This window comes from Rheinheimera sp. UJ63 (genome assembly GCF_021568285.1).
GTDB lineage: Bacteria > Pseudomonadota > Gammaproteobacteria > Enterobacterales > Alteromonadaceae > Alishewanella > Alishewanella maricola.
Window position 1 is genome coordinate 131,792 of sequence record NZ_JAKGTQ010000004.1, and the last position, 22,866, is coordinate 154,657.

Below are 22,866 nucleotides of genomic sequence, written 5' to 3' on the forward strand. Positions count from 1 at the left end.
GCTCTAAAAGCAAGCTGCTTGATTTTTATCAGTAGTGCCTTTCTGTGTAGCAGGAAGGCCATTTCTATGGAGGTATTAGCCAATGTTAGTCAATGGTGTTTGGCAAGAGAACTGGCAACCAGTTCAAAATAAGGATGAAAAAGGTCGCTTTATACGACAAACATCTTCATTTCGAAATTGGATTACACCCGATGGTTCTCCCGGCATAACTGGTGAGGGTGGTTTTAAAGCGGAGGCTAATCGATATCACTTGTACGTTGCCTATATTTGTCCTTGGGCAAGCCGCACCTTAATGGCGAGAGTCTTAAAAGGTTTGGAAGATATTATTTCTGTTTCAGTGGTTAACCCCAAACTAATGAATCAAGGGTGGCAGTTTGGTGGCTTTAAAGATAGTGACCATGATGATCTAAATGGGGCGACCTATTTACATGAGCTATACACCGAAGTCACACCAGATTTTACTGGCCGAGCAACCGTACCTGTTTTATGGGATAAAAAAACACAGACTATCGTAAATAATGAGTCAGCGGATATTGTTCGAATGTTTAATACCGCGTTTGTTGAGATTGTTGGCGAAGGTTTGGATTTGGTACCTAGGGCGTTAGAGGGGCAAATTGATGTGTTCAACGACTATATATATTCCAATCTCAATAACGGTGTTTATGAGGCAGGTTTTGCGTCCACTCAAGAAGCTTATGAAGAGGCTTATGAAAAAGTATTTACGGCGCTCGACTCGATGGAACAAAAGCTAGCAGATGGGCGTAAATTCCTTTTAGGTGAAGCATTCACTGAGTCAGATATACGTTTATTTGCGACCCTGATCCGATTCGATGTTGCTTATTACGGGCTATTCAAATGTAATCGAAACATGATCAAAGAGATGCCAAAGCTCCATGCTTATATGTATCGCATTTTGTCGATGAAGGGCATTGAGAGCACAGTCAATATTGAACACATAAAGGCAGGTTATTACTCGATAAAGGCGCTGAACCCAATGGGAATTGTTCCTGTAGGCCCTTGGTTTTAAAACTAACCGGAATTTATATGAAATCGAAACGAAGTATTGTCTACCTTTCTCATGGCGGCGGCCCCATGCCGTTATTGGGAGATCCTGATCATGACGAAATGATCAAAACTCTCAAAGAAATCGCGGCAGAAGTGGGTAAACCTAGCACAATATTGGTGATGAGCGCCCATTGGGAGGCACGTTTACCGACAGTAACGTCAGGAATAAGTCCTGGAATTATCTATGACTACGTTGGGTTTCCAAAAGAATCGTATGAGATCCAATATCCCGCTCCGGGTGAACCAGAATTGGCAGAGTGTGTTGTCAAGGCACTTAAAAAGCACGGTATCGACGCTGCGAAAGATGATCAACAGCGTTTTGATCATGGCTTATTTGTACCACTTAAGATCATGTACCCTGAATTTGATATTCCATGTGTGCAGCTTTCCTTAGAATACACTCTAGATCCCTTACTGCACATTCAGATAGGTAATGCATTGAAATCGCTGGATTGGGATAATCTACTGGTCTTAGGATCTGGCTCTTCATTCCACAACATACGTGCATTTTTTACCCCAGATGCTCAAGGCGCGCTCGCCAATAATATTGCTTTTGATGAGTGGCTCAGGGAAACGATAAATGATGAGAGTCTGTCAGAACAGGAAAGACTGGAAAGACTCGTAAATTGGACGTCGGCCCCAGGAGCTAGGTATTGTCATCCAAGAGAAGAGCACTTAATTCCTCTACACGTTTGTTACGGCATGGCTACGAAATCTAGCTCTAAAACGTATAGAGCGGAAATAATGAAAAAACAGTTTTCAATGTTTTATTGGGGGGAATGAGAACAGTTGCTTGCGAAATAGTGCGTTTGAAACTGTTCGAGAACTCATAATTTGCCAGCTTTAGGGCCTGTATTTCTGCGCTGGGTGCGATACCTTGTGCTAATTGCTTGCGTGCCTCGTCTCGAGCATGTCTCGCATCTTTTAAACTAACCTCCGATAATATAGTACTTTTTTGCTGTAGGGTATCGGTTTTGGCGCTGATCACGATACCCCGCAAAAATACCCTAAAACATACGGGGTATCTGTTAGAACATAGTAGACCAGCATAGAATGGCAGGCAATAAAAAACCCAGCAATTACGCTGGGTTCGTAGCCTGTTTTAGACTTGCTTAGTCTGTCATTTGGTGGAGCTGGCGGGAGTTGAACCCGCGTCCGAAAAACCTAGATCGTCAGTACTACATGCTTAGCCATTCATTTAGTTAACCCTATGAGCGCCGAGTGGCAGGCTATCGTCGGGCGAGCCTGATTGATTTTAACGGTTTGTCTCCAGGCGAAGACGCGACGCGATCCTATTAGGGGTGATCTTCCAGAGTCTCAGCTTATAGGCATGCGTGAGGGGAAGAGCTATCTACTGCCTATTAAGCAGCGATTGCGTAGTTTTCGTCGTTTGCGACTAGTTTTTTGCGGCTTTTTTACGAGGCCTACCGCACCTCGGCATGCACTTAAGATTTCGTGAGTCCCGTCGAATCCAGAATCAGCCCCGAATTCTGTGGTCTAACACTAACACCTTCAGTGAGTTTCTAGTATACGCCTTTAATATGCTAATTACCAATGGCACAGCAGCGTGTTACTACAAACATTTTTACTTTATAAGGTTCACTTGCACGCTTTTCAAGCGTCTAATCAAAATAAAAGCCAGTTTAGCGTTTTGAATGCTTCATCATGCGCTCTTTTTCACGAGACCAATCGCGATCTTTAATATCATCACGTTTGTCGAAGTTTTTCTTACCTTTTGCCAAGTGAAATTCTAATTTTACCCAGCAAGCTTTCCAATACATAGCCGTGGCGATAAGGGTATAACCATCACGTTCTTTTAAGCCAATTAACTTCATCAACTCGCGTTTATGCAGTAATAACTTACGGCTGCGGTCTGGATCGCAAATGACATGGGTAGAGGCGTTATTCAAGGGTTGGATCTGCGCGCCAAACAAATAAGCTTGGCCATCTTGTAAGATGACATAAGCATCCGATAAGTTAACCTTACCGTCCCGAATACTTTTTACTTCCCAGCCTTGTAGGCTAAGACCGGCTTCAAACCGTTCTTCTAGAAAGTATTCATGGCGCGCTTTACGATTTTGCGCGATGGTGCCATTGTTCTTTTTGTTTGTTTGCTTTTTACTCATAATTCACTTTTTTGGCTAGTTGCAGCCATCATGTATTCATATTCAGTTATGCAGGCTACACGGTGCAAGGTTGTCGCTGGGCGTTATTCTGTTACAATCTGTGGCCTGATGTAAGGGGAGTGAGTATGCCACAAATTGAGCGCAGTGCCTTGGTTTTTTACAGCGCGCAACAAATGTTTGAACTGGTAAATGATGTCGATGCTTACCCGCAATTTTTACCAGGTTGTAGTGCTGCCAACATTGTTAGTCGTGCTGAGAAAGAGGTGGTGGCGAAGTTACATATTTCCAAGGCCGGTATTGGTCAATCTTTTACAACTCGTAATCATTTGCATCCTTTTCAACGTATTGAGATGCAATTGGTCGATGGGCCATTTAAACATTTACGTGGTGGCTGGGAGTTTGAACCTTTAAACGATCAAGCCTGCAAAGTGATTTTAAAGCTAGAGTTTGAATTTTCTAGTCGGATAATACAGTTTGCTTTTGGTAAGATTTTTCAAGAGTTAACCGCGGCCATGGTGCAGGCTTTTACACAACGGGCAAAACAAGTTTATGGATAATTCCAGTGCGGGGGCGGCAGCTGCCGATCGTATTACGGTTGAAGTGGCTTATGCCTTACCTGAGCGTCAGGTGCTGTTAACACTTGCGGTAAGTCGTGTGGCAAGTATCGAACAGATTATTAAGCAGTCAGGTATTTTACAACAATTCCCACAGATCGATTTAACGTTGCAAAAAGTGGGAATTTGGAGTCGGCCGGTTAAGTTATCCGATCAGGTAAAAGAGGGCGATCGTATTGAGATTTATCGCCCATTAATTGCGGATCCGAAAGACTTACGGCGCCGCCGAGCAGAAAAAGCAAAAGAAGAAGGCCGCGCTGATAAAGTCACGGGCGGCCGGCCAAATTAACTACAGGTGCTTTTAAAAAGTGGTTGTGGTGATTATATGCCGAGTGAGATAAGTGAGTACACTTATCCGCTTGATACCGTGCTTAGCTCAGCGGTTTATAACGTGTTAGGCCTTTTTGTGGGTGTTTTGCCAAGCCGCTAAAGCGCTAAATTTAAACACTGCTTTATAAAGATGATGCATTGCTTGGGTCATACCCTAAACAACAAAAACCGCAGATGAAGTGCAAAGGCTTCATCTGCGGTTTTTTATATTAACAAGCTAAGCCGCTTTGCTTAAAAACTAAATATCCAGCGGTTTATCAAAGTCAGCGTGTTTAGTAAAGTCACCATTGATATTGACTAAGCGGTCTTCTTTAAACTCGACTACTAGCCGTTTTTCAAAGTTGTTACCACGACCACCTTTTAAGGCATAAAAATAATGCCAGGTGTTGGTATCAAACGGATTGGCGGCCACAGGGTTGCCTAGGACATAAATAACTTGCTCTTTTGTCATCGCTACTCGTAGCTTATCCACGTCTTTTTGCTCTAAAAAATTACCTTGTGGAATATCAATACGGTATACCCAGCTGCTACATGCCGTGCTTAAGCCTAAAGTGGCGACGAGTAATGCTGTCTTTAATACTGCTTTCATAATGATCATCAATTTAAAGTGAATAACGCTATCATACCCTATGATAGCTGTGCAGAAAAACCCTGAATCAGACTACAGGTGCACATAATAGTTCCCGAGCATTAGCTAAAGCATTGGCACTGATGTTTTCACCGGCGAGTAAACGGGCAATTTCTTGGATACGTTCATCATCAGATAGCTGGCGCATACGTGTTTCTGTGGCTTGGCCGTCAGTATATTTTTCAACAAACAATTGTTGGTGACCTTGGCTAGCGACTTGCGGTAAATGTGTTACGCAAATAATTTGTGTGCTGCGGCCTAATTGGCGTAACAGGCGACCGACACCGGCAGCCACTGGCCCACTGATCCCGACATCAACCTCATCAAAAATTAAGGTGGGTGTGGTGATCTTATCGGCTAAAATAACTTGAATGGCTAAACTGATCCGCGACAGCTCTCCACCCGAAGCGACTTTCGCCAGTGCTTGTAAGGGCTGGCCTGGGTTAGTGGAAACGGTAAAGCTAATTTGATCTAAACCCATGGCGCTAGCGTGTTCTAGTGGTAAATTTTGTAAATCAATAGCAAAGCGGGCATTAGCCATACTGAGTTCGTGCATATTTTGGGTGATTAACGCACTTAATTCTGTTGCGCCCAGTTGCCGAGCTTCTGTGAGCTTGGTTGCCGCTACTTGATACACGTCTGCCGCTTGGTTAATCGCCTGTGCTAATTCGTTTAGGCGTTTATCATGGCCGGTTAATTCAGCCAGCTGTTGGCTTAGTTGCTGATGTAACTCGGCCAGGTTTTCAACATTAACTTGATGTTTGCGAGCTAAATTAAGCCAAGTGCCCATGCGCTCATCAATTTCTTGTAAACGCTCAGGATCCAGTTCTACTTTATCGGCATAGCGGCGTAATTCACGACTGGCTTCTTCGGTTTGCAGCAAAGCGTCATTCAACATGTTTTGCACATCTTGCAAAGCCGGATCGAGCTGAACTAATTCATCTAATTGCTGAGTTAAATGCGATAACGCACGATAAATATTTTGGTTATCGTCATCGTACAGTTGTTGTAGGCATTGTTGGCTTTGTGTCAGTAGAGTATGGCCATGACTCAAGCGGCTGTGTTCGGCTTCAAGTTGGTCAAATTCAGTGGCTTGTGGCGCAAATTGATCGAGCTCAGCCACTTGATATTCCAACAATTGGCGCTGGGCATCACGCTGCTGCTGCGATTGCTCCAATTGGCTAAACTCTTGCTTGAGTTGTTGCCAATAGCGATAACTTTGACGGGTTTGTTGCAGTAACTCTGGCTTACCCACAAAAGCGTCTAATAATTGGCGTTGATAATCGGCTTTTTGCAGTAATTGATGTGCATGTTGGCCATGAATAGCGAGCAGATGCTGCCCTAGTAGTTTTAACTGCTGTGCCGGTACTTGTACGCCATTAATATAGCCGCGTGAGCGGCCTTCAGCACTGATCACCCGCCGGACAATACACTCATTGCCCATGAGTAAATCTTGCTGTTGTAGCCAATCTTTAGCGGCGGTCAGTTGGCTGATATCGAAGGTGGCAACAATATCGGCTTTGTCTGCACCAGGGCGCAGCACTGCCGCATCGGCACGCTCTCCTAAACAAATAGCAAGAGCATCAATAGCAATGGATTTACCGGCACCGGTTTCTCCAGTAATGGTTGACATACCTGCGGCCCAGTCAATTTCCAGCGCTCGCACTATAGCAAAGTTACTGATATGAAGATGACACAGCATAAACCCACTCCGGTTACTGTTTAAGTATACAGTGTAAATCTATACAGTATTTTCTGTTTTGGCAAGTTGTCGATGCAGAAATATTTGCCGGTTAATACAGTTTACTGCCCCAGCCTAATTTATTGCGCAGGACATGATAATAACTGTAGCCTGGTGGATGCACCAAGCGCAGTGGGTTGGGGTGTTTACGAATATAGATATCGTCGCCCGGCATAACAGCCAAAATAACATGGCTGTCGCAGCTTATTTGCAGATGGGCATCATTCGTTTCAGCGACTTTTAAGCGTATCTCACTGTTACCGGCAACGACTAAGGGTCTGCTACTTAAGGTATGTGGAAACATCGGCACTAAGCTCATGGCATCCAGATCCGGTGTTAAAATAGGGCCTCCACCGGATAAGGAATAGGCGGTAGAGCCTGTGGGCGTGCTGATAATTAAACCATCAGAGCGCTGGCTATAGACAAATTCATTATTGATATAGGCCTCAAATTCAATCATGTGGGCCACTTTGTCGGCGTGTAACACTGCTTCGTTAACCGCACTGTTACTACTTTTTATACTGCCGTGTCGATGCACGGAAATTTCCAGTAAGTTACGTTTTTCTGTAACAAAGTTACCGGCCAGAACATCTTTTAGCGGTTGCTCAAAATTCTCAGGCGCCAGATCGGTTAAAAAGCCCAGATTGCCACGGTTCACGCCAAGAACGGCCACATCAAAACGGGCTAACACCCGCGCGGCGCCCAGCATATTCCCATCGCCACCTACTACAATCGCTAAATCACAGGTTTTGCCCAATTCAACCAAATCAAGGATCACCGCATCAGCCAGTTGTAAGCTTTGAGCGACTTGCTCTTCGACAAATACACTGAGGCCTTGGGTTTTTAAAAAGTGATAAAGGCTGGCCAATGTTTGATTCGCGCCAGGGTGATGGGGTTTTCCAATTAAACCAACTTTGGCAAATGTAGAGCTCATAGCAACAGTCTTCCTTATCCAGACCCGTTCAGTATATACATAACCCACAAGAAGTTGCAGCCTTGTCAATCAACTAAGCTTTTGGGCAAAGCGCTATGGACTTAACTTTTTAGACAAAACAGCTTTATCGAGCGATTATGCAAAACTGCTTGAATTTGAAAATAAAAACCCCATTACCTCTTTAACTGAATTACAGGTATTGCGCATGGCTGTGGCATTAAGCAGAACAGAGCTAATTTTAAAGTTGATTGTGGAGCAATATTTGCTCGATGGTCAGCCCGTTGCGTCAAAGTTGATCGCTGAGCATAAACAGCTTGATGTGAGCTCGGCAACGGTGCGTAACACCATGGTGCAACTGGAACAACAAGGATTAATTCGCTCACCGCATACTTCGGCAGGGCGGATCCCTACCACCTTAGGCATTCGTTTATTCATTGATAAAATGCTGCAGCTAGCGCCCTTGAGCGACAAGTGGCAACATGAAATAACCAGCCGCTTACTACCGCAATTGCCGGTGTCCTTAATGTGTCAACAAGCCGGACAATTATTAGCGAACTTAACCGGTTGTGTGGCCATTGTTAGCGCTCCTAAAGCCGCAGGGCGCGAAGTGCGGCAAGTGGACTTAGTGCGCTTAGCCAGCGATCGTTTGTTGTTGGTGGTGGTCGATGAAGACGGTGACATCTTGCATCGTATTATTAATTGTGAGCAAAGTGTCGATTCAGCCACCATGAGTAAGGTGTTGTGCTTACTTAATGCCGCTTTAGCCGGTGGACAATGGCAAGATGGCATGGTGCGTTTAAACACGATTTTGCGCAATGAAACGGGCCTTGGCCAGATCCTCATTGAAAAAGTGTTAGGCCAATTAAGCTTAGACGAGTTTGTGCAGCATCAACCCTTGATTTATGGACAACATCAATTATTGCTAACGCCGGATTACCAGCAAAACTCTGCATTACAACAAGTCGTGCAAATGCTGGAACAACCCTCAGGTTTAATTACCTTGTTACAAACGGTCACCCGTGATGCTCAACCTAAACTCATCTTAGGTAAAGAGTCTGGATTTGTTGAGTTATCGCAGTTAAGTTTAATCGCCCAAAGCTATCAAACGCAGCCACATCGCTTTGTCGCTTTGCTTGGCCCGCGGCGGATGGACTACGCAAAATTAATCCCTTTACTCGAAGGATGCGCGGCACAATTAAATTTAAACTTGAATCGGCAGAATTGATCCCCATAATACCCCTACATTAATTGGAGTATTGTAACAATGACTGAGCAACAAAAGCCTTCCGAACCCACAGAAGCAACGAATCAGGCCACTAACGATGCTAATACCGATACGGTAGAGCTGTCTTCTGAGCAGACCATTATTGCTAAGCTGGAAGATGAACTGGCTAAAGCGCAAAGCCAGTTGGCCGAACAACACGAATTAATGCTGCGCATTAAAGCTGATGCTGAAAATGCTCGCCGTCGTGCTAGCCAAGATGTCGAAAAAGCGCACAAGTTTGCGTTAGAAAAATTTGCCGGTGATTTATTACCCGTTGCCGACAACCTTGAGCGCGCACTGAACTTTATCAACCGTGAAGATGAAGCGTTTAAAGGCATCATTGAAGGCGTAGAGCTAACCATGAAGAGCTTTTTAGATACGGTAGCTAAGTTTGGTGTGGTGCAAATTGACCCTGCGGGGCAGCCGTTTAACCCGGAACAACATCAAGCGATGAGCATTCAGCCGTCAAATGATGTACCGCCCAATACCGTGACCTTTGTTATGCAAAAAGGTTATGAGTTAAATGGTCGCTTGTTACGTCCGGCTATGGTCGGCGTATCAAAAGCAGCAGAGTAACGCCCTTCGTAGCAAAGCTAACGCGCTGTTAAGCGTTGGCTTTGCTGCATACCGCAGTTCATTGGTTTTTCTTCGCAAAATCACCCGCAAAGCACAACAAGCGCTAGCCTCTGTTCGAAAAAACTGTTAATTAGTATAAAACTGATTTCTTAGGTAAATGTTGTGAGTTGCCGCCCTGCTATTAGCCCTGCTTTTTTGGCCTCTGCCCGTGCAGTTATTCCTAGTGAACGCTGGTTTGACGATGCGTTATCCTGCTTAGCTTTTGGCACTGATGCCAGCTTCTATCGTTTAAATCCGCAATTGGTGTTGCGAGTGGAATCTGAGCTTGAAGTGGTGTCGTTGCTAAAACTGGCTTTGCAACACCAAGTGGCGGTGACGTTTCGCGCTGCGGGTACCAGCTTGTCAGGGCAAGCGGTAACGGATTCCGTGTTATTAGTGTTAGGCGAAAATTGGCAGCAATATCGCATTTTTGGTTTAGGGGAACAGATCCGTTTAGGCCCCGGCGTGATTGGTGCACAAGCGAATAAATGGCTAGCGCCTTATGGTCGAAAAATAGGGCCCGATCCTGCCTCGATAAGTAGTTGTAAAATTGGCGGTATCGTCGCCAATAATGCCAGTGGCATGTGCTGTGGTACGGCGCAAAACAGCTTTAATACCCTTGCGGGAATGCGGGTAGTGTTATTTGATGGCACCGTGCTAGACACCGAAGAGGCCGATAGTGTGGCGCGTTTTCGGCAATCGCATGCGGCATTACTGCGTCAACTGGCCGAACTGGCACAGCAAACTCAGCAAAACGCCGAGTTATTGGCGAAGATTCGCCATAAGTACCGCTTAAAAAATACCATGGGGTTTTCACTGAATGCCCTCACCGAATTTAGCGATCCTATCGATATCCTCAGTCATTTAATGGTGGGCTCCGAAGGCTGCTTGGGTTTTATCAGCAGTGTCACCTATCACACCGTGGCTGATCATGCGCATAAAGCGACAGCGTTGTGGGTTTTTCCTGATATTGTCAGTTGCTGTGCCGCAGTGAGTTTATTGAAAACGGCGCCGGTCGCGGCAGTGGAGCTGTTAGATAGACGAAGTTTACGCTCGGTAGCAGGTAAAGCCGGTTTACCCCCTTGGGTTAAAACGTTATCCGATGGTGCTGCCGCTTTGTTGATTGAAAGCCGAGCTAACTCACCGGCGGCCTTGCAGCGGCAATTAACCGAGATAGCCGCCTTATCCGCACAATTCAGCCTTGAGCAAAGCGTTGATTTTAGTACCGACGCTAAGGTATCAGAGCAATTGTGGGCGATCCGCAAAGGTACGTTTCCAGCGGTGGGCGCCGTTCGTGAAACCGGTACTACGGTGATCATTGAAGATGTCACTTTTCCGTTAGCCGATCTCGCCGCAGGTGTGCAGGCATTGCAGCAATTATTTGACCGTTATCAGTATCATGAAGCGATTATTTTTGGGCATGCGTTGGAAGGCAATTTACATTTTGTGTTCACGCAAAGCTTTAACGATGCTGAGCAAGTGGCGCGCTATGATGCGTTTATGCAAGATGTCGCGCATTTGGTTGCCGTTGAGTATGGTGGTTCATTAAAAGCCGAGCATGGTACTGGACGCAATATGGCGCCATTTGTGGAGTTGGAGTGGGGCAGTGCGGCTTATCAACTTATGTGGCAGCTTAAAAAGTTATTCGATCCTAAGCATATTCTTAACCCAGATGTGGTGCTTAGCCAGGATAAAACCTTACATCTGCAACATCTAAAAGCGTTACCTGCAACTCATGAGTTAGTGGATAAATGTATTGAATGTGGCTTTTGTGAGCCGGTGTGTCCGTCACGTAAACTCACTTTAACGCCGCGACAACGCATTGTGGTGCAAAGAGAAATTAGCCATTTACAAACAACAGGGCAAGCGCCGGCACGTTTAAAGCAATTAACAAAAGATTATGCTTATCAAGGTAATGCCAGTTGCGCAGCTTGTGGCATGTGTAGCACAGCTTGTCCGGTGGGTATCAACACGGGCGATTTAACGCGGCAATTGCGCAGCAAAGATAATCAGTTGTGGCAGCCAGTCGCAAGACAAGTTGTTACGCAATTTGCCAAAGTGACTCAGCTGGCAAAGTTGGGCTTGCGAGTGGGGCAACTGGCTTACGGTGTACTGGGTAAAAATACACCCATGTGGCACAGCGCTATGCCCACCGCCAACCGCATGCCAGTTTTGCCTGAGCAAACGGGTTTAAAACCGGTTTTGTATTTAAGCAGTTGTAGTAACCGGGTGATGGGGCCTGCTAAAGGTAGCAGTGATAGCCGCTCACTACAGCAGGTAAGCGCCAACTTACTGGCTAAGGCCGGCTATCAATTGATTTTGGCCCCCGATTTAGCCAGTCAGTGTTGCGGTATGCCAATGCAATCAAAGGGGCAATTTGCCGCGCAACAACAGCAACAACAGCAACTTAACGCCTGGTTGTTGCACCATAGTTTGCAAGGTCAGATCCCTATTTTTTCGGATACCAGCCCTTGTAGTTTAACCTTGCAAGGTAAACTCGATCCACGCTTAAAACTCTATGACAGTATCGACTTTATTACAGAGTTTGTGCTGCCAAAACTGACACTGAACAAGGTAAACCAGCCCATTGCGTTGCATATAAGTTGTAGTGCGCAGCAGTTAGGGCAAGCAGATAAACTGATGACGTTACTTCGCGCTTGTACCGAGCAGGTCGTGCTGCCTGACAATATCAGTTGCTGTGGTTTTGCCGGAGATAAAGGTTTCTTTATGCCTGAATTAAATGCGTCGGCTTTATCCAGTTTAGCTTCTCAAGTAAGTGAGTGCTCACGGGGGGTATCCAGTAGCCGAACCTGTGAAATCGGTTTAAGCCGACACAGTGGCTTAGCATATCAGCATCTGATGTATGTGCTAGATCAGTGCAGCTAATTATCAAGTAATTGCGAAGAGGGTTTTAGCCATTGGCTTTGCTCTAACTCGTTCACCGTGAGGGGTTTACTAAAGTAATAGCCTTGATAAAAATGGCAATATTCGTCTTGTAAAATGCTGAGTTGCTGCAATTGTTCCACCCCTTCTGCGGTCACTTTTAACTCCAGCTCTTTGGCCAGATGAATGATCGCTAGGGTGAGTCGTTTGGCTTTACGATCCGATAAATTACTAACAAAACTGCGGTCTATTTTTAAAATATCCACCGGGTAGTTATTCAAATAACTTAATGAAGAGTAGCCCGTACCAAAGTCATCTAAAGCGATGCTAAAGCCTTGCATTTTTAAATGCTCTAGCTTCTTCGTAATATGATCTTTTTGTTGAATTAAAATGCTTTCGGTAATTTCTAAGGTGAGCGCTGTTGCCGGTAATTGTTGTTTTTGGAGTAATTGTTGAAGCAATTCAGGCAGCCGCACATCGGCGATATCTGGCACACTCAAATTAATACTTAACGTCAGCTCTGGCAGGGTTTTACGCCAGTGAGCTAGTTGCGCTAAGCCCTTATGCAACATCTGTTGTGTGAGTTGGCTAATTAGCCCTTCTTCTTCGAGCAGCGGGATAAAAGTATCTGGACCTATCGGACCAAACTCGCTGTGCTGCCAACGTGACAATAACTCAAAGCCTTTTAACATACCTTGGCTATTTACGATCGGTTGATAAACGGGATAAAACGCCTCGTCTAATAAGGCTTGTTTTAAGCTTTGTTGTATTTGATAACGCTTGCTGATATTCGATTGCATCGCGCTGTTATAGCAGCGAATTTGATAACCCGGCGTTTTCTTTGCCTCATGTTGCGCCATATTGGCCTGTTGCATTAACGTTTCGGCATTAGCTGTTTGATCAAGAGAAGCGCATAAACCAATACTTGCCGATAAATTAATATTGGCATGTAACGCCTCGGAGTGTTGCGAGAGTTGGAATAGCAGTTTTTCTGCCAGTTTTTGCACTGCATTGACATCTGCTGAGTGAATTAAAAGCCAAAACTCATCGCCACTTTGCCGATACAATTTATCTTCAGCACGCAATTGCTGTGCTAATTTCCATGCCACTGTTTGCAACAGTAAATCACCTGTGCCATGGCCATATACATCATTGACCAAATGAAACTTATTGAGATTCAATTTCAGAATATAAAAAGGCTGGCGATCCTGCTGCAAATGCTCAATATCTTTTTTCAATAGCCATAAAGTGGGCAGCGCAGTAAGGGTGTCGAGGTGCTGCACTAATTCGGGCTGGCGCATTATTTGGCGCTTTTGCTGTTGAAGCAATCGGCTGCGCTTAACGCGGGCTTCAACCACCATTAACAAACGCCAGGGGGCAATGGGTTTATGAATAAATTCATCGCCTGCTAAACGCACGGCAGCGAGTTTTTCATCGGTGCTCTCGTCTGCCGACATAAACACAATAGGAATGTCGACTAATTGACTGTGTTGGCGAATAACTTGCCCTAGCTCTAAACCATGACAACCCGGCATATGTAAATCGATTAAAACCAACTCTGGCTGGTGTTTAATCATTAAAGTTAGGGCGTTTTCGGGCTCGTTAGTACAGAAAACTTGATAGCCTGCCAGCTGTAAGGCTTGACGATAAAAGCGTAATACATCGGTATCGTCATCAACTAATAAGATCCGATAAGGGTTTTCTTCCGGTTGTTGTAACAGGTTCAGCAGCATCTGAATTAATGCCTGCGAAGAAACCGGTTTCGCTAAAAAATGACTACTGCCAGCCCGCACTGCAGCCAACCGGCTGTCAAAGGTATCAAAAGCAGAAATGAAAATAACAGGGAAATTAACACCTTGCTGCTCGCGCAGCGCTTTTAGATAATCGGCTCCTGCCGTTTCGCCTTCAGGGAACACCATGTCGCAAATAGCAGCAATAGGCTGCTGTTCAGCAACGGTCGCAGCAAGTTGTTTAATATCTTGCAATTCAATTACGTGATAGCCAGCCGCCTCTAAAGGTGCTCGATGATACTGCAGCATGTCAGCATCATCATCAACAAACACTATTTTAGCTTGGTTAAAACCTAACGCGGCTAAAGCTACTTCAGGCTCATCAGCAACGTATTCATCGGTATAGTGGTTATTAAGCTCTTGAAGTAAATCGGCTAGTTGCAGTTTTATCGTGGTGTCATTACTCACTTTAGTCGGTTCAACACTCTGTAACAAATGGTTGAGCGACTGGGCATAACGAGAAACATCCGGAAAGCCATAAATGCTGCCAGAACCAGCAAGTTGATGAGAGAGATGTTGCAGTTGCGTCAAAGCAGCGAGATCGGTGTTTTGCTGCAGTGCCATCCAGTATTGCTGAATGCTTTCTGCTTTATGTCGCAAATTCAGTCGATATTGAATTTGCATGGCTCGCCATTTATTTTTGTCTGTCTGCTTCATGCGGTTTCATTCTCTACTTCCTTTACATAACCTTAGCAAATTTCTCTGAGAAAAAGAGAGTTTTTTTAAATTTGTCGCAAAAATAGTGACGAAGCGCGAAATCATGCTGAGCACGGCCAGATCAAAAAGCGCTATACAGGTGCTATTGTTAGAGTATGCTAGAGTTGATTAGTATTTAATGTATTTGCAAAGTGAGTTGGTTAGAGAAAATAAGTGAGGCATTTATGGCATTAAAACGGATAATGCATGTAGAAGATGATGAGTCAATTCGAGCGGTAGCTGAAATAGCCTTGGTTGATGTTGCTGGTTTTGAGCTACTGAGCTGTGACAGCGGTGCAAGTGCAGTGGCTCAAGCATCTGATTTTAGTCCAGAATTAATATTATTGGATGTGATGATGCCTCAAATGGACGGCATGCAAACTTTAGCCGCATTGCGCGCTATTCCAGAACTGGCGAACGTACCTGTGGTCTTTATGACCGCAAAAATTCAACAAGCTGAGAAACAGCATTATCTGGATGCCGGAGCTATTGCCGTGATCGATAAACCCTTTGAACCCATGGCTTTGGGCGACAGATTACAGCAGCTGTTTGAGCAAACACAAATGAGTCATTAAGGTAACAAATTTGTCCTTATGCCATATTTAAATTATGCCCAAGGTTGGTTAGCGTTGGCTGTATTGCCAAGATGGTCGTTGATACTGCTTTTTTCACTGCTGGGTTTTGGCTTTAACTTTTTACGTTTGCCGCTGCTTTTTGACATCGATTTTATTTTTGGTTCTGTTTTTGCGCTCTTAGCGCTGGTACTACTGGGGGGGAAAGCGGCTATTATTGTCGGTATTTTTGCGGCTAGCGCAACGGTACTGATATGGCAGCACCCCTTTGCTTGGCTGATTTTTAGCAGTGAAATACTCTGGTTAAGCTTACGCTATGGTAAAAACAATCAGTCTAATTTAGTTTTATTAGATCTGCAGTTTTGGTTATTCGCGCTGCCAGCAATCATCGGTTGTTATGCCGTTGTACTGGACTCTTCTTTACAAACCGCCGTGCTAATTGTGCTAAAGCAGATTAGTAATGGTATTTTTAATACCCTGGTTGTTGCCGTGTTTGTGGCGATGCTGCAACTTAACAAACCCCTGAGTAAAAAACTGGCCTTACCCGAAATCAGTTTAAGGCAGTTAGTTTTTCTCACGTTGCTTAGCTTAACGCTGCTCTCTGGTGCGATGCCAGTGATCCTTGATGCCAAGAAATCAAAAGCAGCTTACGAGTTAGCCGTGGCAGATCGTTTGGCCGAGATCTCTGCCATCATGGCGTTGCAGTTGGATAATATCCCAAAACCCAGCTCAGCATTGCTGCCCAGTATGTTACAACCACTTGCAGCAAGTTTACCCATTGAACGTGATTACGCGCTCGCGCTTGTAAACAGTCAAAAACAATTTACTCAGTTGGTGGGGCAAAACCAAACTATTTCTTTTAAAGAACCCATAAGCTTATTGGCAGGTTTTGCACACTGGAAACCCAGTTCAGAACCGCTCCCCATTCAACGATGGCGTAAAAGTCGCTACGTTTTTACCTACCCTGCGCGCTGGCAAAACGAAGCCGTCTGGCTGGTGCTTGAGCAGCCTGCCGCGCCAGTGGTGACTGAATTAGAGCAAGACAGTGCGCAGCAATTAGTGCGTTTAGTGTTGTTTTTAGGGCTGACCATCGGGATCAGCGCTTTGCTCAGTAAAGCGATCAGCTTACCTTTAAGGCGCATTGATGTGGCTAGTCAGCGCATACAAGCCGATCTTACTCAGCAACAAAAAACCGTTATGCCGCAAACTCGCGTGTTGGAATACAGCAATTTATCGCACACCTTGGCACAGATGAGTGCTCGTTTAAATGAGGCTTTTCAGCGCAGTCGAATGATGCAATGTGAATTAGAGCAACAGGTAACACAACGTACTGAGGCTTTACAACAAAGTCATAGCCAACAAAATGCCATCTTATCTGCCGCTTCCGATTTTTCGATTATTGCTACGGACCCTAACGGTGTTATTCAGTTTTTTAGTGTTGGTGCAGAGAAAATGCTCGGCTACCAAGCAGAAGAATTGATCGGAAAGCACACCCCAGAAATGTTACATCGATCTTCGGAAGTGGTTAACCGCGCTAAAGAACTGAATGCCGAGTTAGCACAGCCGGTGAAAGGTTTTCGTGCTTTTGTTATTAAGGCTGAGCAAGAGGGGAGCGAAACACATGAATGGACCTACCTGCATAAGTCTGGGCAAGCCATTCCGGTATCCCTTACGGTAACGGTTATTCGAGATCATTCAGGCGAGATCAGCGGCTATCTTGGCATTGCGCGTGATGTATCAGAGTTGCAGCGTACAGAACGCTTGAAGAACGAATTTATTGCGACGGTAAGCCATGAGTTACGCACTCCTTTAACCGCGATTTATGCATCTTTACGTTTGGTAAATTCTGGCAAAATAGGCGAATTGAACAGCAAAACCTCAAAGTTATTATCGATAGCTGAGCAAAACAGTGAACGACTGACCCTGTTGATTAATGATTTGCTGGATATCGAAAAGTTGATCTCGGGAAAATTTGTTATGCCATTGCAGATACAGCCATTGCAGCCACTGTTAGAGGCAGCAGTTGAAGGCGTTTTGAGTTATGCTAACGAGTATCAGATCCGTTTTAGTATCGATGTGTTGGACCCGACGATTCAGGCTAATGTTAATGCAGAGCGACTTATTCAGGTTATTGTTAACTTGCTTTCTAATGCGATTAAATTCTCACCGAAGGGTGCTGAAATAAAGCTCGTGTTGCGAGTGAAAGACCATCACGCTTTGCTTGAAGTGACAGATCGAGGTGAAGGCATTAAGGATGAGTTTAAACCACGCATTTTTCAAAAGTTTGCCCAAGGCGATGCCGCGAGTAATCGAAATAAAGGCGGTACAGGTTTAGGTTTAGCCATCACAAAAGAGCTGACAGAAAAGATGGGGGGGCAAGTGGGTTTTGATTCTCAATATGGTCTTGGCAGTACTTTCTGGCTGGCCTTTGCGCTGGCTGAGCCAGAATCCTGTTTAAATGATGAAACTAGCTAGGGCTGTAACGAGGCATTATGCAAAAACCAGAAATCCCTTTATCAGAAGAACATCGATTACAGATATTACAGCAAACACAGCTGTTAGACACCGATCCCGAGGCTAGGTTTGATCGCATCACGCGTTTAGTACAGCAATGTTTTGATGTGAAAATTGTGCTCATTTCATTAGTCGATCGAGAACGTCAGTTTCTGAAATCACGCCAAGGTTTAGAGGTGTGTGAAACACATCGGGATATTTCATTTTGTGGGCACACCATCTTAGGTGATGATGTTTTCGAAGTGTACGATGCGCAGCAAGATGCACGGTTTGATGATAATCCGTTAGTGACAACGTCACCTTTTATTCGTTTTTATGCTGGCGCACCATTAACCTTAGCGAATGAACGTATTGGCACCTTGTGTTTAATTGATGAGTTACCGCGTCGTTTATCTGAACGGGAGCGTCATAGTCTCAAGCAGTTTGCGGCGCTTATTGAACAAGAAATTAAAGATCGACTGCAAGAGCATGCGCATGAACAGCTTGCGGCAAGAGAATTAATGTATCGTTCGGTATTAGAAGGTACGCGTATTGGGACTTGGCAATGGAATGTCCAAACCGGCGAAACCATTTTTAACGAACGCTGGGCTGAAATGGCGGGATACACCTTAGCTGAGTTAGCGCCTATTTCCATTTCTACTTGGTTTGATCTTGCACACCCTGAGGATGTTGAACAGTCTAACAGCTTGTTAGAACAGCATTTTCGCGGCGAGTCCGCCTTTTATGACTGTAAATGTCGTATTCGACATCGAGCCGGCCATTGGATTTGGGTGCATGACCGAGGTCGGGTGATTTCATGGACAGATGATGGTAAGCCGTTAATGATGTATGGCACCCATGCTGATATTACTGCCCAAAAACAGGCAGAATTAGAAATCAAGGCCAGCCGCGATCAGTTTCAAGCACTGGTATCAAATATCCCTGGCATTACTTATCGCTGTAAGGTAGACGCAAACTGGACCATGCTGTTTATGAGCAGCAGTATTGATCCAGTTTCGGGTTATCCAGCCAGTGACTTTATTAACAACAAGGTCCGCACCTATGCCAGCGTGATCCATCCTGCAGATCGCGCTTGGTTAGAAAAGGCCGTGAACCAAGCCGTGGCTGAACAACAAAGCTGGAAATTGCAGTACCGTGTTATGCACAAAAACGGTGAGATCCATTGGGTAGAAGAGCGTGGTAAAGCCGATTACAGCGAAGATGGCAAGGTGCGTTATCTCGATGGTTTTATTTTGGATATCTCCGAAGAAAAGCTCGCCAAGCATAAGTTGTCTGTTTTAGCGTCACAATTACCTGGCATGGTGTATCAATATCAACAATGGCCTGATGGGCGAGTTGCCTTTCCTTATGCTAGCCATGCCATTGAAAAGATTTATGGCTTAAAACCGGCTGAAGTAAAAAAAGATGCCTCTGCCGCGTTTCAGAAAATCTATGCCGAAGATTTACCTGCACTGGTTGAAAGCATTGAGCACTCACGTTTGAACTTAACTGAATGGTTTAATGAATATCGGGTAATAAAAGAAGATGGCTCATTTATGTGGTTGTCTGGCAGTGCCCAGCCAGAAGCCATGCCCGATGGCAGTACCTTGTGGCATGGCTATATTCAAGATATCACCACTACTAAACAATACTATTTACAGTTAGAGCGGGTAAACCGTGAATTAAAAATGGCTCAGCAACGGCTTGATAGTGCCAGTAAAAATGCCGCTATCGGTTTTTGGCAGGCATCACTAGTTAGCGGTGAGTTATGGTGGTCACCGATGATTTATCAATTATTTGGTTTTAACGAGCAAGATACCAAGCCGAGCGTAGCCTTGTTTAAAAGTACTGTGCATCCGGATGATCGTCAGTTAGTGGAACAAAGTGAGCAAATGGCGCAAGAAACGGGCGTGCATGATGTTATCCATCGCATTATTCGCCCCGATGGCACCATTCGCTGGGTGCATGAAGTGGCTAAATTGTTGCCACTGACCGAAAACCCCGAAAAATTGTTGGTAGGTTCGGTGCAAGATGTCACTGAGCAAATGAAATTACAACAACTCAAAGATGAATTTATTTCGACGGTAAGCCATGAATTACGCACACCCCTGACGGCGATTAAAGGGGCGTTAAGTTTATTGAATGCCGGCGCCAGGGACCAGCTGTCGGATAAAATGCAAAAGATGCTGCAAATTGCGGCCAGTAATACCGAACGTTTAGCTAACTTAATTAATGACTTACTCGACATTGAAAAGTTAACTGCGGGTAAGATACAGCTTAATATCCAACCTTTGCATGTTGCAACAGAACTGCAGCAGGCCCTAGAAAATTTATTACCTTACGCTGAGCAACATCAAATCACTTTAAATATTGAACAGTGTGATAACAGTCTGTGTGTGTTAGCCGATGCGATGCGTTTACAACAAGTACTGACTAACTTAATATCTAATGCTATTAAGTTTTCACACCATGAGGGGGAAGTGGCTATTAACGCAGAGCACTTAGGGGACAAAGTGCAAATTGCCATCACGGATCACGGTATTGGTATCAGCCCAGACTTTAAACATCGTGTGTTTGAACGTTTTGCTCAAGCTGATGGTTCCAATAATCGACAAACCGGCGGAACCGGCTTAGGTTTAGCCATTTGCAAAGAATTAATTGAGCAAATGCAGGGAACCATTAGTTTTGACTCTGTTCTTGCCGAGGGCAGCACCTTCCGTTTTGTGTTACCGTATTATCAAAAACCTGAATATATCTCTGTTGTACAGGAAGACCCAGATGAATAGTACTCCGGCTAAAAGATCACCGTCAGAAGCGTTTGCACAGTTACGACAGCGTTTTGAACACGGTTTGCCAGAACGATTAGCGCGTATGGTAAAGCTTGCTAAGGCCGATGCCAGTAAAGAGTCGTTAACATTATTAATGGCAGAAGCCCACAAACTGGCGGGTGCATGTGGCACCTTTGGATACGCCAGTTTAGGCACACAAGCCCGGCAAATTGAGCAATTAACCTTAATTATTATTAACAAAACTGAGCTTGAGCAGAACCAAGCTATACCCTCGTTAAAACGCGCGGTAATAGAGTTCGAAATTGCTATGGACAAAGCTTTACGCAATAAATACAGTGAATTAGGCATTCCAGATCCAATAATCTTACAACCGAACACCATTTGGTTAATTCTCGATTCTAAAACCATTATTGATGAATTAAGCCAGCAGTTAACCGCATTTGGGATGCAAGTTGAGCTATTTACTGCCTTTGATGACTGTTTACAGCGGCTGCAAAATACCGCACCCACTATTTTATTGTCAGCTATTACTTTAGCCGACGGCAGCCTGTTGTTTGAACAGACGCTACTATTAGACCAGTTAGTTAAAAAGCATGCGCGTTTGCTGGTTTTATCTGCTAAAGATAATTTTGATTTACGTATTAAAGCAGCACAACAGCGTGCCGATGCTTTTTTTGTCGCGCCTTTAGATATTCCTAGCTGTATTTCTACCATTACTGAGTTACTTGAAACCCACAGTGGCAGTATTGGCCGGGTGTTTATTGTTGATGATGATACCTTACTGGCTGAGCATTACGCTTTAGTTTTGCAAAATGTCGGTATTGAAACGGCGATTGTCAATAATGTCCGCGATATTGTGAACGAGTTAATGCGCTTTCAGCCTGATCTGGTATTAATGGATATTTACATGCCAGAGATTTCTGGTGCTGAACTGGCAGGGCTGATTCGGCAATATCCCTCATTGAAGCGTATACCTATTGTTTATCTTTCTTCAGAGGTAAACAAATCCCTGCAGTTGCGTGCCATGGCGCATGGTGCAGATGATTTTTTAACCAAGCCGATTGACGATACGCAGTTAACACAAGCAATAAAAGTGCGGTTGGCGCGCAGTATTCAGATTAAAAACTTAATTGAAAAAGATGGTTTAACGGGCTTAATTAAACACAGCTCGATTAAAAGTGCGGTGGAGATAGAATTAGATCGTACCGGGCGCGAACAGCAACCGCTTAGTGTTGTGATGGTTGATATCGATTTGTTTAAATCGGTAAATGATAATTATGGTCATGCGATTGGTGACGTGGTTATTTCAGCCTTAGCGACATTATTACGCAAGCGTATTCGTAAAACGGATCGCGCCGGTCGCTATGGTGGTGAAGAGTTTTTACTGGTGTTACCCGATTGCGGTGCCGAAGAAGCCAAAAAAATAACTGAAAGTATTCTCGATGCCTTTAGAAAGTTAAAGTTTACGGCTGATGATAACACCTTTAGCTGTACTTTCTCTGCGGGCGTGGTTTCAACCAGTAACCAACGTTTTAGTGATGCGGCAACAATGATTGTTGCGGCGGATGACGCACTATATCACGCAAAAGAAACGGGCCGAAACCGCATTTGTCTTGCTGAGGATGATTAACAGTACAACACCCTACAAAAGGTCAGCAAGCTGACCTTTTTGTGAGCGATACCCTTATAACTTGCTGAGTACTTCAGCCGGTAACGCCAATTCATCATTACGGTTCACACCGACACCGCGAGTTAAAATGTTTTGTGCGATTTGCTTGGCTTCTTCTAATGAATGCATTTGTGCGGTGCCACACTGATAGATATTCAGCTCAGGAATATCCTGTTGGCTTGCAACCTGTAACACATCTGTCATGGCGGCTTGCCAAGCTTGGCCAACACGTTGCTCATCAGGCGTACCAATTAAGCTCATGTAAAAACCAGTGCGGCAGCCCATTGGCGAGATATCAATAATTTCAACGTCAGCACTGTTTAGGTGATCCCGCATAAAACCGGCAAATAAGTGCTCTAAAGTGTGAATACCTTTCTCAGATAAGATCTCTTCGTTCGGTACACAAAAACGTAAATCATAAACGGTGATCGCATCACCCTTAGGCGTGTTCATCTTCTTCGCAACCCGAACGGCAGGCGCTCGCATAATGGTATGGTCTACGGTAAAGCTATCAAGTAATGGCATAGCGGATCCTATTTAGAAAAAAAGTGTTGGTCGATTATAGCCCTGAGCGGTGGCTTAAGTTAACCGCTTTTCAACAAAAGCCGCGTTAAAGTCATTTAACTTAGACAAAATCAAAAAAAATCACGTTGATAA

General features: G+C 44.6%; 18 protein-coding genes, 1 other RNA gene and 1 pseudogene. 12 read left to right on the forward strand and 8 right to left on the reverse strand.

The genetic code is table 11. The annotated features are described in order from the left end of the window. The first annotated feature begins 82 nt into the window (after window positions 1-82). Both L1N97_RS12665 and L1N97_RS12670 read left to right on the forward strand, forming a co-directional pair. Window positions 83-1,027, forward strand: a complete 945-nt coding sequence (locus tag L1N97_RS12665; protein ID WP_236130042.1) for a glutathione S-transferase family protein — start codon at window positions 83-85, stop codon at window positions 1,025-1,027. A 17-nt stretch (window positions 1,028-1,044) separates the two neighbouring features. Next, the gene (locus L1N97_RS12670) at window positions 1,045-1,848 is read left to right on the forward strand and encodes a DODA-type extradiol aromatic ring-opening family dioxygenase (RefSeq protein ID WP_236130043.1); all 804 of its coding nucleotides are present in this window, start codon (window positions 1,045-1,047) and stop codon (window positions 1,846-1,848) included. Here the strand turns inward: L1N97_RS12670 and L1N97_RS17080 are convergent. The 3 genes from L1N97_RS17080 to smpB all read right to left on the reverse strand — a co-directional run bounded on the left by L1N97_RS17080 (window position 1,787) and on the right by smpB (window position 3,191). After that, on the reverse strand, window positions 1,787-2,053 hold the full coding sequence (locus L1N97_RS17080) for an integrase arm-type DNA-binding domain-containing protein (RefSeq protein WP_442967241.1): 267 nt from the start codon (window positions 2,051-2,053) through the stop codon (window positions 1,787-1,789). The two genes, L1N97_RS12670 and L1N97_RS17080, sit on opposite strands and share 62 nt — an antisense overlap. A 137-nt stretch (window positions 2,054-2,190) precedes the next feature. Further along, window positions 2,191-2,550: a transfer-messenger RNA gene (gene ssrA, locus L1N97_RS12675) on the reverse strand. A 158-nt stretch (window positions 2,551-2,708) separates the two neighbouring features. Next, window positions 2,709-3,191, reverse strand: a complete 483-nt coding sequence (gene smpB, locus L1N97_RS12680; RefSeq protein WP_226751171.1) for an SsrA-binding protein SmpB — start codon at window positions 3,189-3,191, stop codon at window positions 2,709-2,711. 125 nt (window positions 3,192-3,316) lie between these two features. Here smpB and L1N97_RS12685 point away from each other — a divergent pair, with 125 nt between their 5' ends. Together L1N97_RS12685 and L1N97_RS12690 are read left to right on the forward strand one after the other, a co-directional pair. Continuing rightward, a complete protein-coding gene (locus L1N97_RS12685) occupies window positions 3,317-3,748 on the forward strand; it encodes a type II toxin-antitoxin system RatA family toxin (RefSeq protein ID WP_229586267.1) in 432 nt (143 codons plus the stop codon). Then, window positions 3,741-4,094, forward strand: coding sequence for an RnfH family protein (locus L1N97_RS12690; RefSeq protein ID WP_236130044.1), 354 nt, complete (start codon window positions 3,741-3,743; stop codon window positions 4,092-4,094). The genes L1N97_RS12685 and L1N97_RS12690 overlap by 8 nt, the downstream gene beginning before the upstream one ends. A 279-nt stretch (window positions 4,095-4,373) precedes the next feature. Here the strand turns inward: L1N97_RS12690 and L1N97_RS12695 are convergent, their stop codons facing one another. The 3 genes from L1N97_RS12695 to nadK all read right to left on the reverse strand — a co-directional run bounded on the left by L1N97_RS12695 (window position 4,374) and on the right by nadK (window position 7,438). Then, window positions 4,374-4,724, reverse strand: a complete 351-nt coding sequence (locus L1N97_RS12695; protein ID WP_229586271.1) for an outer membrane protein assembly factor BamE — start codon at window positions 4,722-4,724, stop codon at window positions 4,374-4,376. A gap of 67 nt (window positions 4,725-4,791) precedes the next feature. After that, complete coding sequence (gene recN, locus L1N97_RS12700; RefSeq protein WP_236130045.1) at window positions 4,792-6,465, reverse strand: DNA repair protein RecN; 1,674 nt, start codon at window positions 6,463-6,465, stop codon at window positions 4,792-4,794. A gap of 91 nt (window positions 6,466-6,556) precedes the next feature. After that, window positions 6,557-7,438, reverse strand: a complete 882-nt coding sequence (gene nadK, locus L1N97_RS12705; RefSeq protein WP_229586275.1) for an NAD(+) kinase — start codon at window positions 7,436-7,438, stop codon at window positions 6,557-6,559. Window positions 7,439-7,643: 205 nt separating this feature from the next. Between nadK and hrcA the strand changes: the two genes are divergently transcribed. From hrcA to L1N97_RS12720, 3 genes are all read left to right on the forward strand, one after another. Then, on the forward strand, window positions 7,644-8,663 hold the full coding sequence (gene hrcA, locus L1N97_RS12710; protein ID WP_236130046.1) for a heat-inducible transcriptional repressor HrcA: 1,020 nt from the start codon (window positions 7,644-7,646) through the stop codon (window positions 8,661-8,663). Window positions 8,664-8,702: 39 nt separating this feature from the next. Next, window positions 8,703-9,278, forward strand: coding sequence for a nucleotide exchange factor GrpE (grpE, locus tag L1N97_RS12715; protein WP_226751178.1), 576 nt, complete (start codon window positions 8,703-8,705; stop codon window positions 9,276-9,278). 162 nt (window positions 9,279-9,440) lie between these two features. After that, the gene (locus tag L1N97_RS12720; RefSeq protein ID WP_236130047.1) at window positions 9,441-12,203 is read left to right on the forward strand and encodes an FAD-binding and (Fe-S)-binding domain-containing protein; all 2,763 of its coding nucleotides are present in this window, start codon (window positions 9,441-9,443) and stop codon (window positions 12,201-12,203) included. On the opposite strand, the gene L1N97_RS12725 is transcribed toward L1N97_RS12720, so the two are convergent. Further along, window positions 12,200-14,647 (reverse strand): putative bifunctional diguanylate cyclase/phosphodiesterase, encoded by a 2,448-nt coding sequence (locus tag L1N97_RS12725; protein ID WP_229586281.1) that lies wholly within the window; start codon window positions 14,645-14,647, stop codon window positions 12,200-12,202. The genes L1N97_RS12720 and L1N97_RS12725 overlap by 4 nt on opposite strands. A 224-nt stretch (window positions 14,648-14,871) precedes the next feature. Between L1N97_RS12725 and L1N97_RS12730 the strand changes: the two genes are divergently transcribed. From L1N97_RS12730 to L1N97_RS12745, 5 genes and pseudogenes are all read left to right on the forward strand, one after another. After that, window positions 14,872-15,261 carry a response regulator gene (locus tag L1N97_RS12730; RefSeq protein ID WP_229586283.1) on the forward strand — a complete coding sequence of 130 codons (390 nt, stop codon included), beginning with the start codon at window positions 14,872-14,874 and terminating at the stop codon, window positions 15,259-15,261. A gap of 18 nt (window positions 15,262-15,279) precedes the next feature. Next, window positions 15,280-17,733, forward strand: a complete 2,454-nt coding sequence (locus L1N97_RS12735; RefSeq protein WP_229586285.1) for an ATP-binding protein — start codon at window positions 15,280-15,282, stop codon at window positions 17,731-17,733. Between the two features lie 17 nt (window positions 17,734-17,750). Further along, a pseudogene (locus L1N97_RS17085) lies at window positions 17,751-18,221 on the forward strand (GAF domain-containing protein); the annotation flags it as partial. 51 nt (window positions 18,222-18,272) lie between these two features. Next, window positions 18,273-20,537: a PAS domain-containing protein gene (locus L1N97_RS12740; protein ID WP_420778858.1), complete on the forward strand. Its 2,265-nt coding sequence runs from the start codon at window positions 18,273-18,275 to the stop codon at window positions 20,535-20,537. Next, window positions 20,530-22,170, forward strand: coding sequence for a diguanylate cyclase (locus tag L1N97_RS12745; protein WP_236130048.1), 1,641 nt, complete (start codon window positions 20,530-20,532; stop codon window positions 22,168-22,170). Before L1N97_RS12740 ends, L1N97_RS12745 begins: the two co-directional genes overlap by 8 nt. Before the next feature lie 54 nt (window positions 22,171-22,224). Here L1N97_RS12745 and luxS read toward each other — a convergent pair whose 3' ends face one another. Continuing rightward, on the reverse strand, window positions 22,225-22,734 hold the full coding sequence (luxS, locus tag L1N97_RS12750) for an S-ribosylhomocysteine lyase (protein WP_229586291.1): 510 nt from the start codon (window positions 22,732-22,734) through the stop codon (window positions 22,225-22,227). Window positions 22,735-22,866 lie beyond the last annotated feature (132 nt).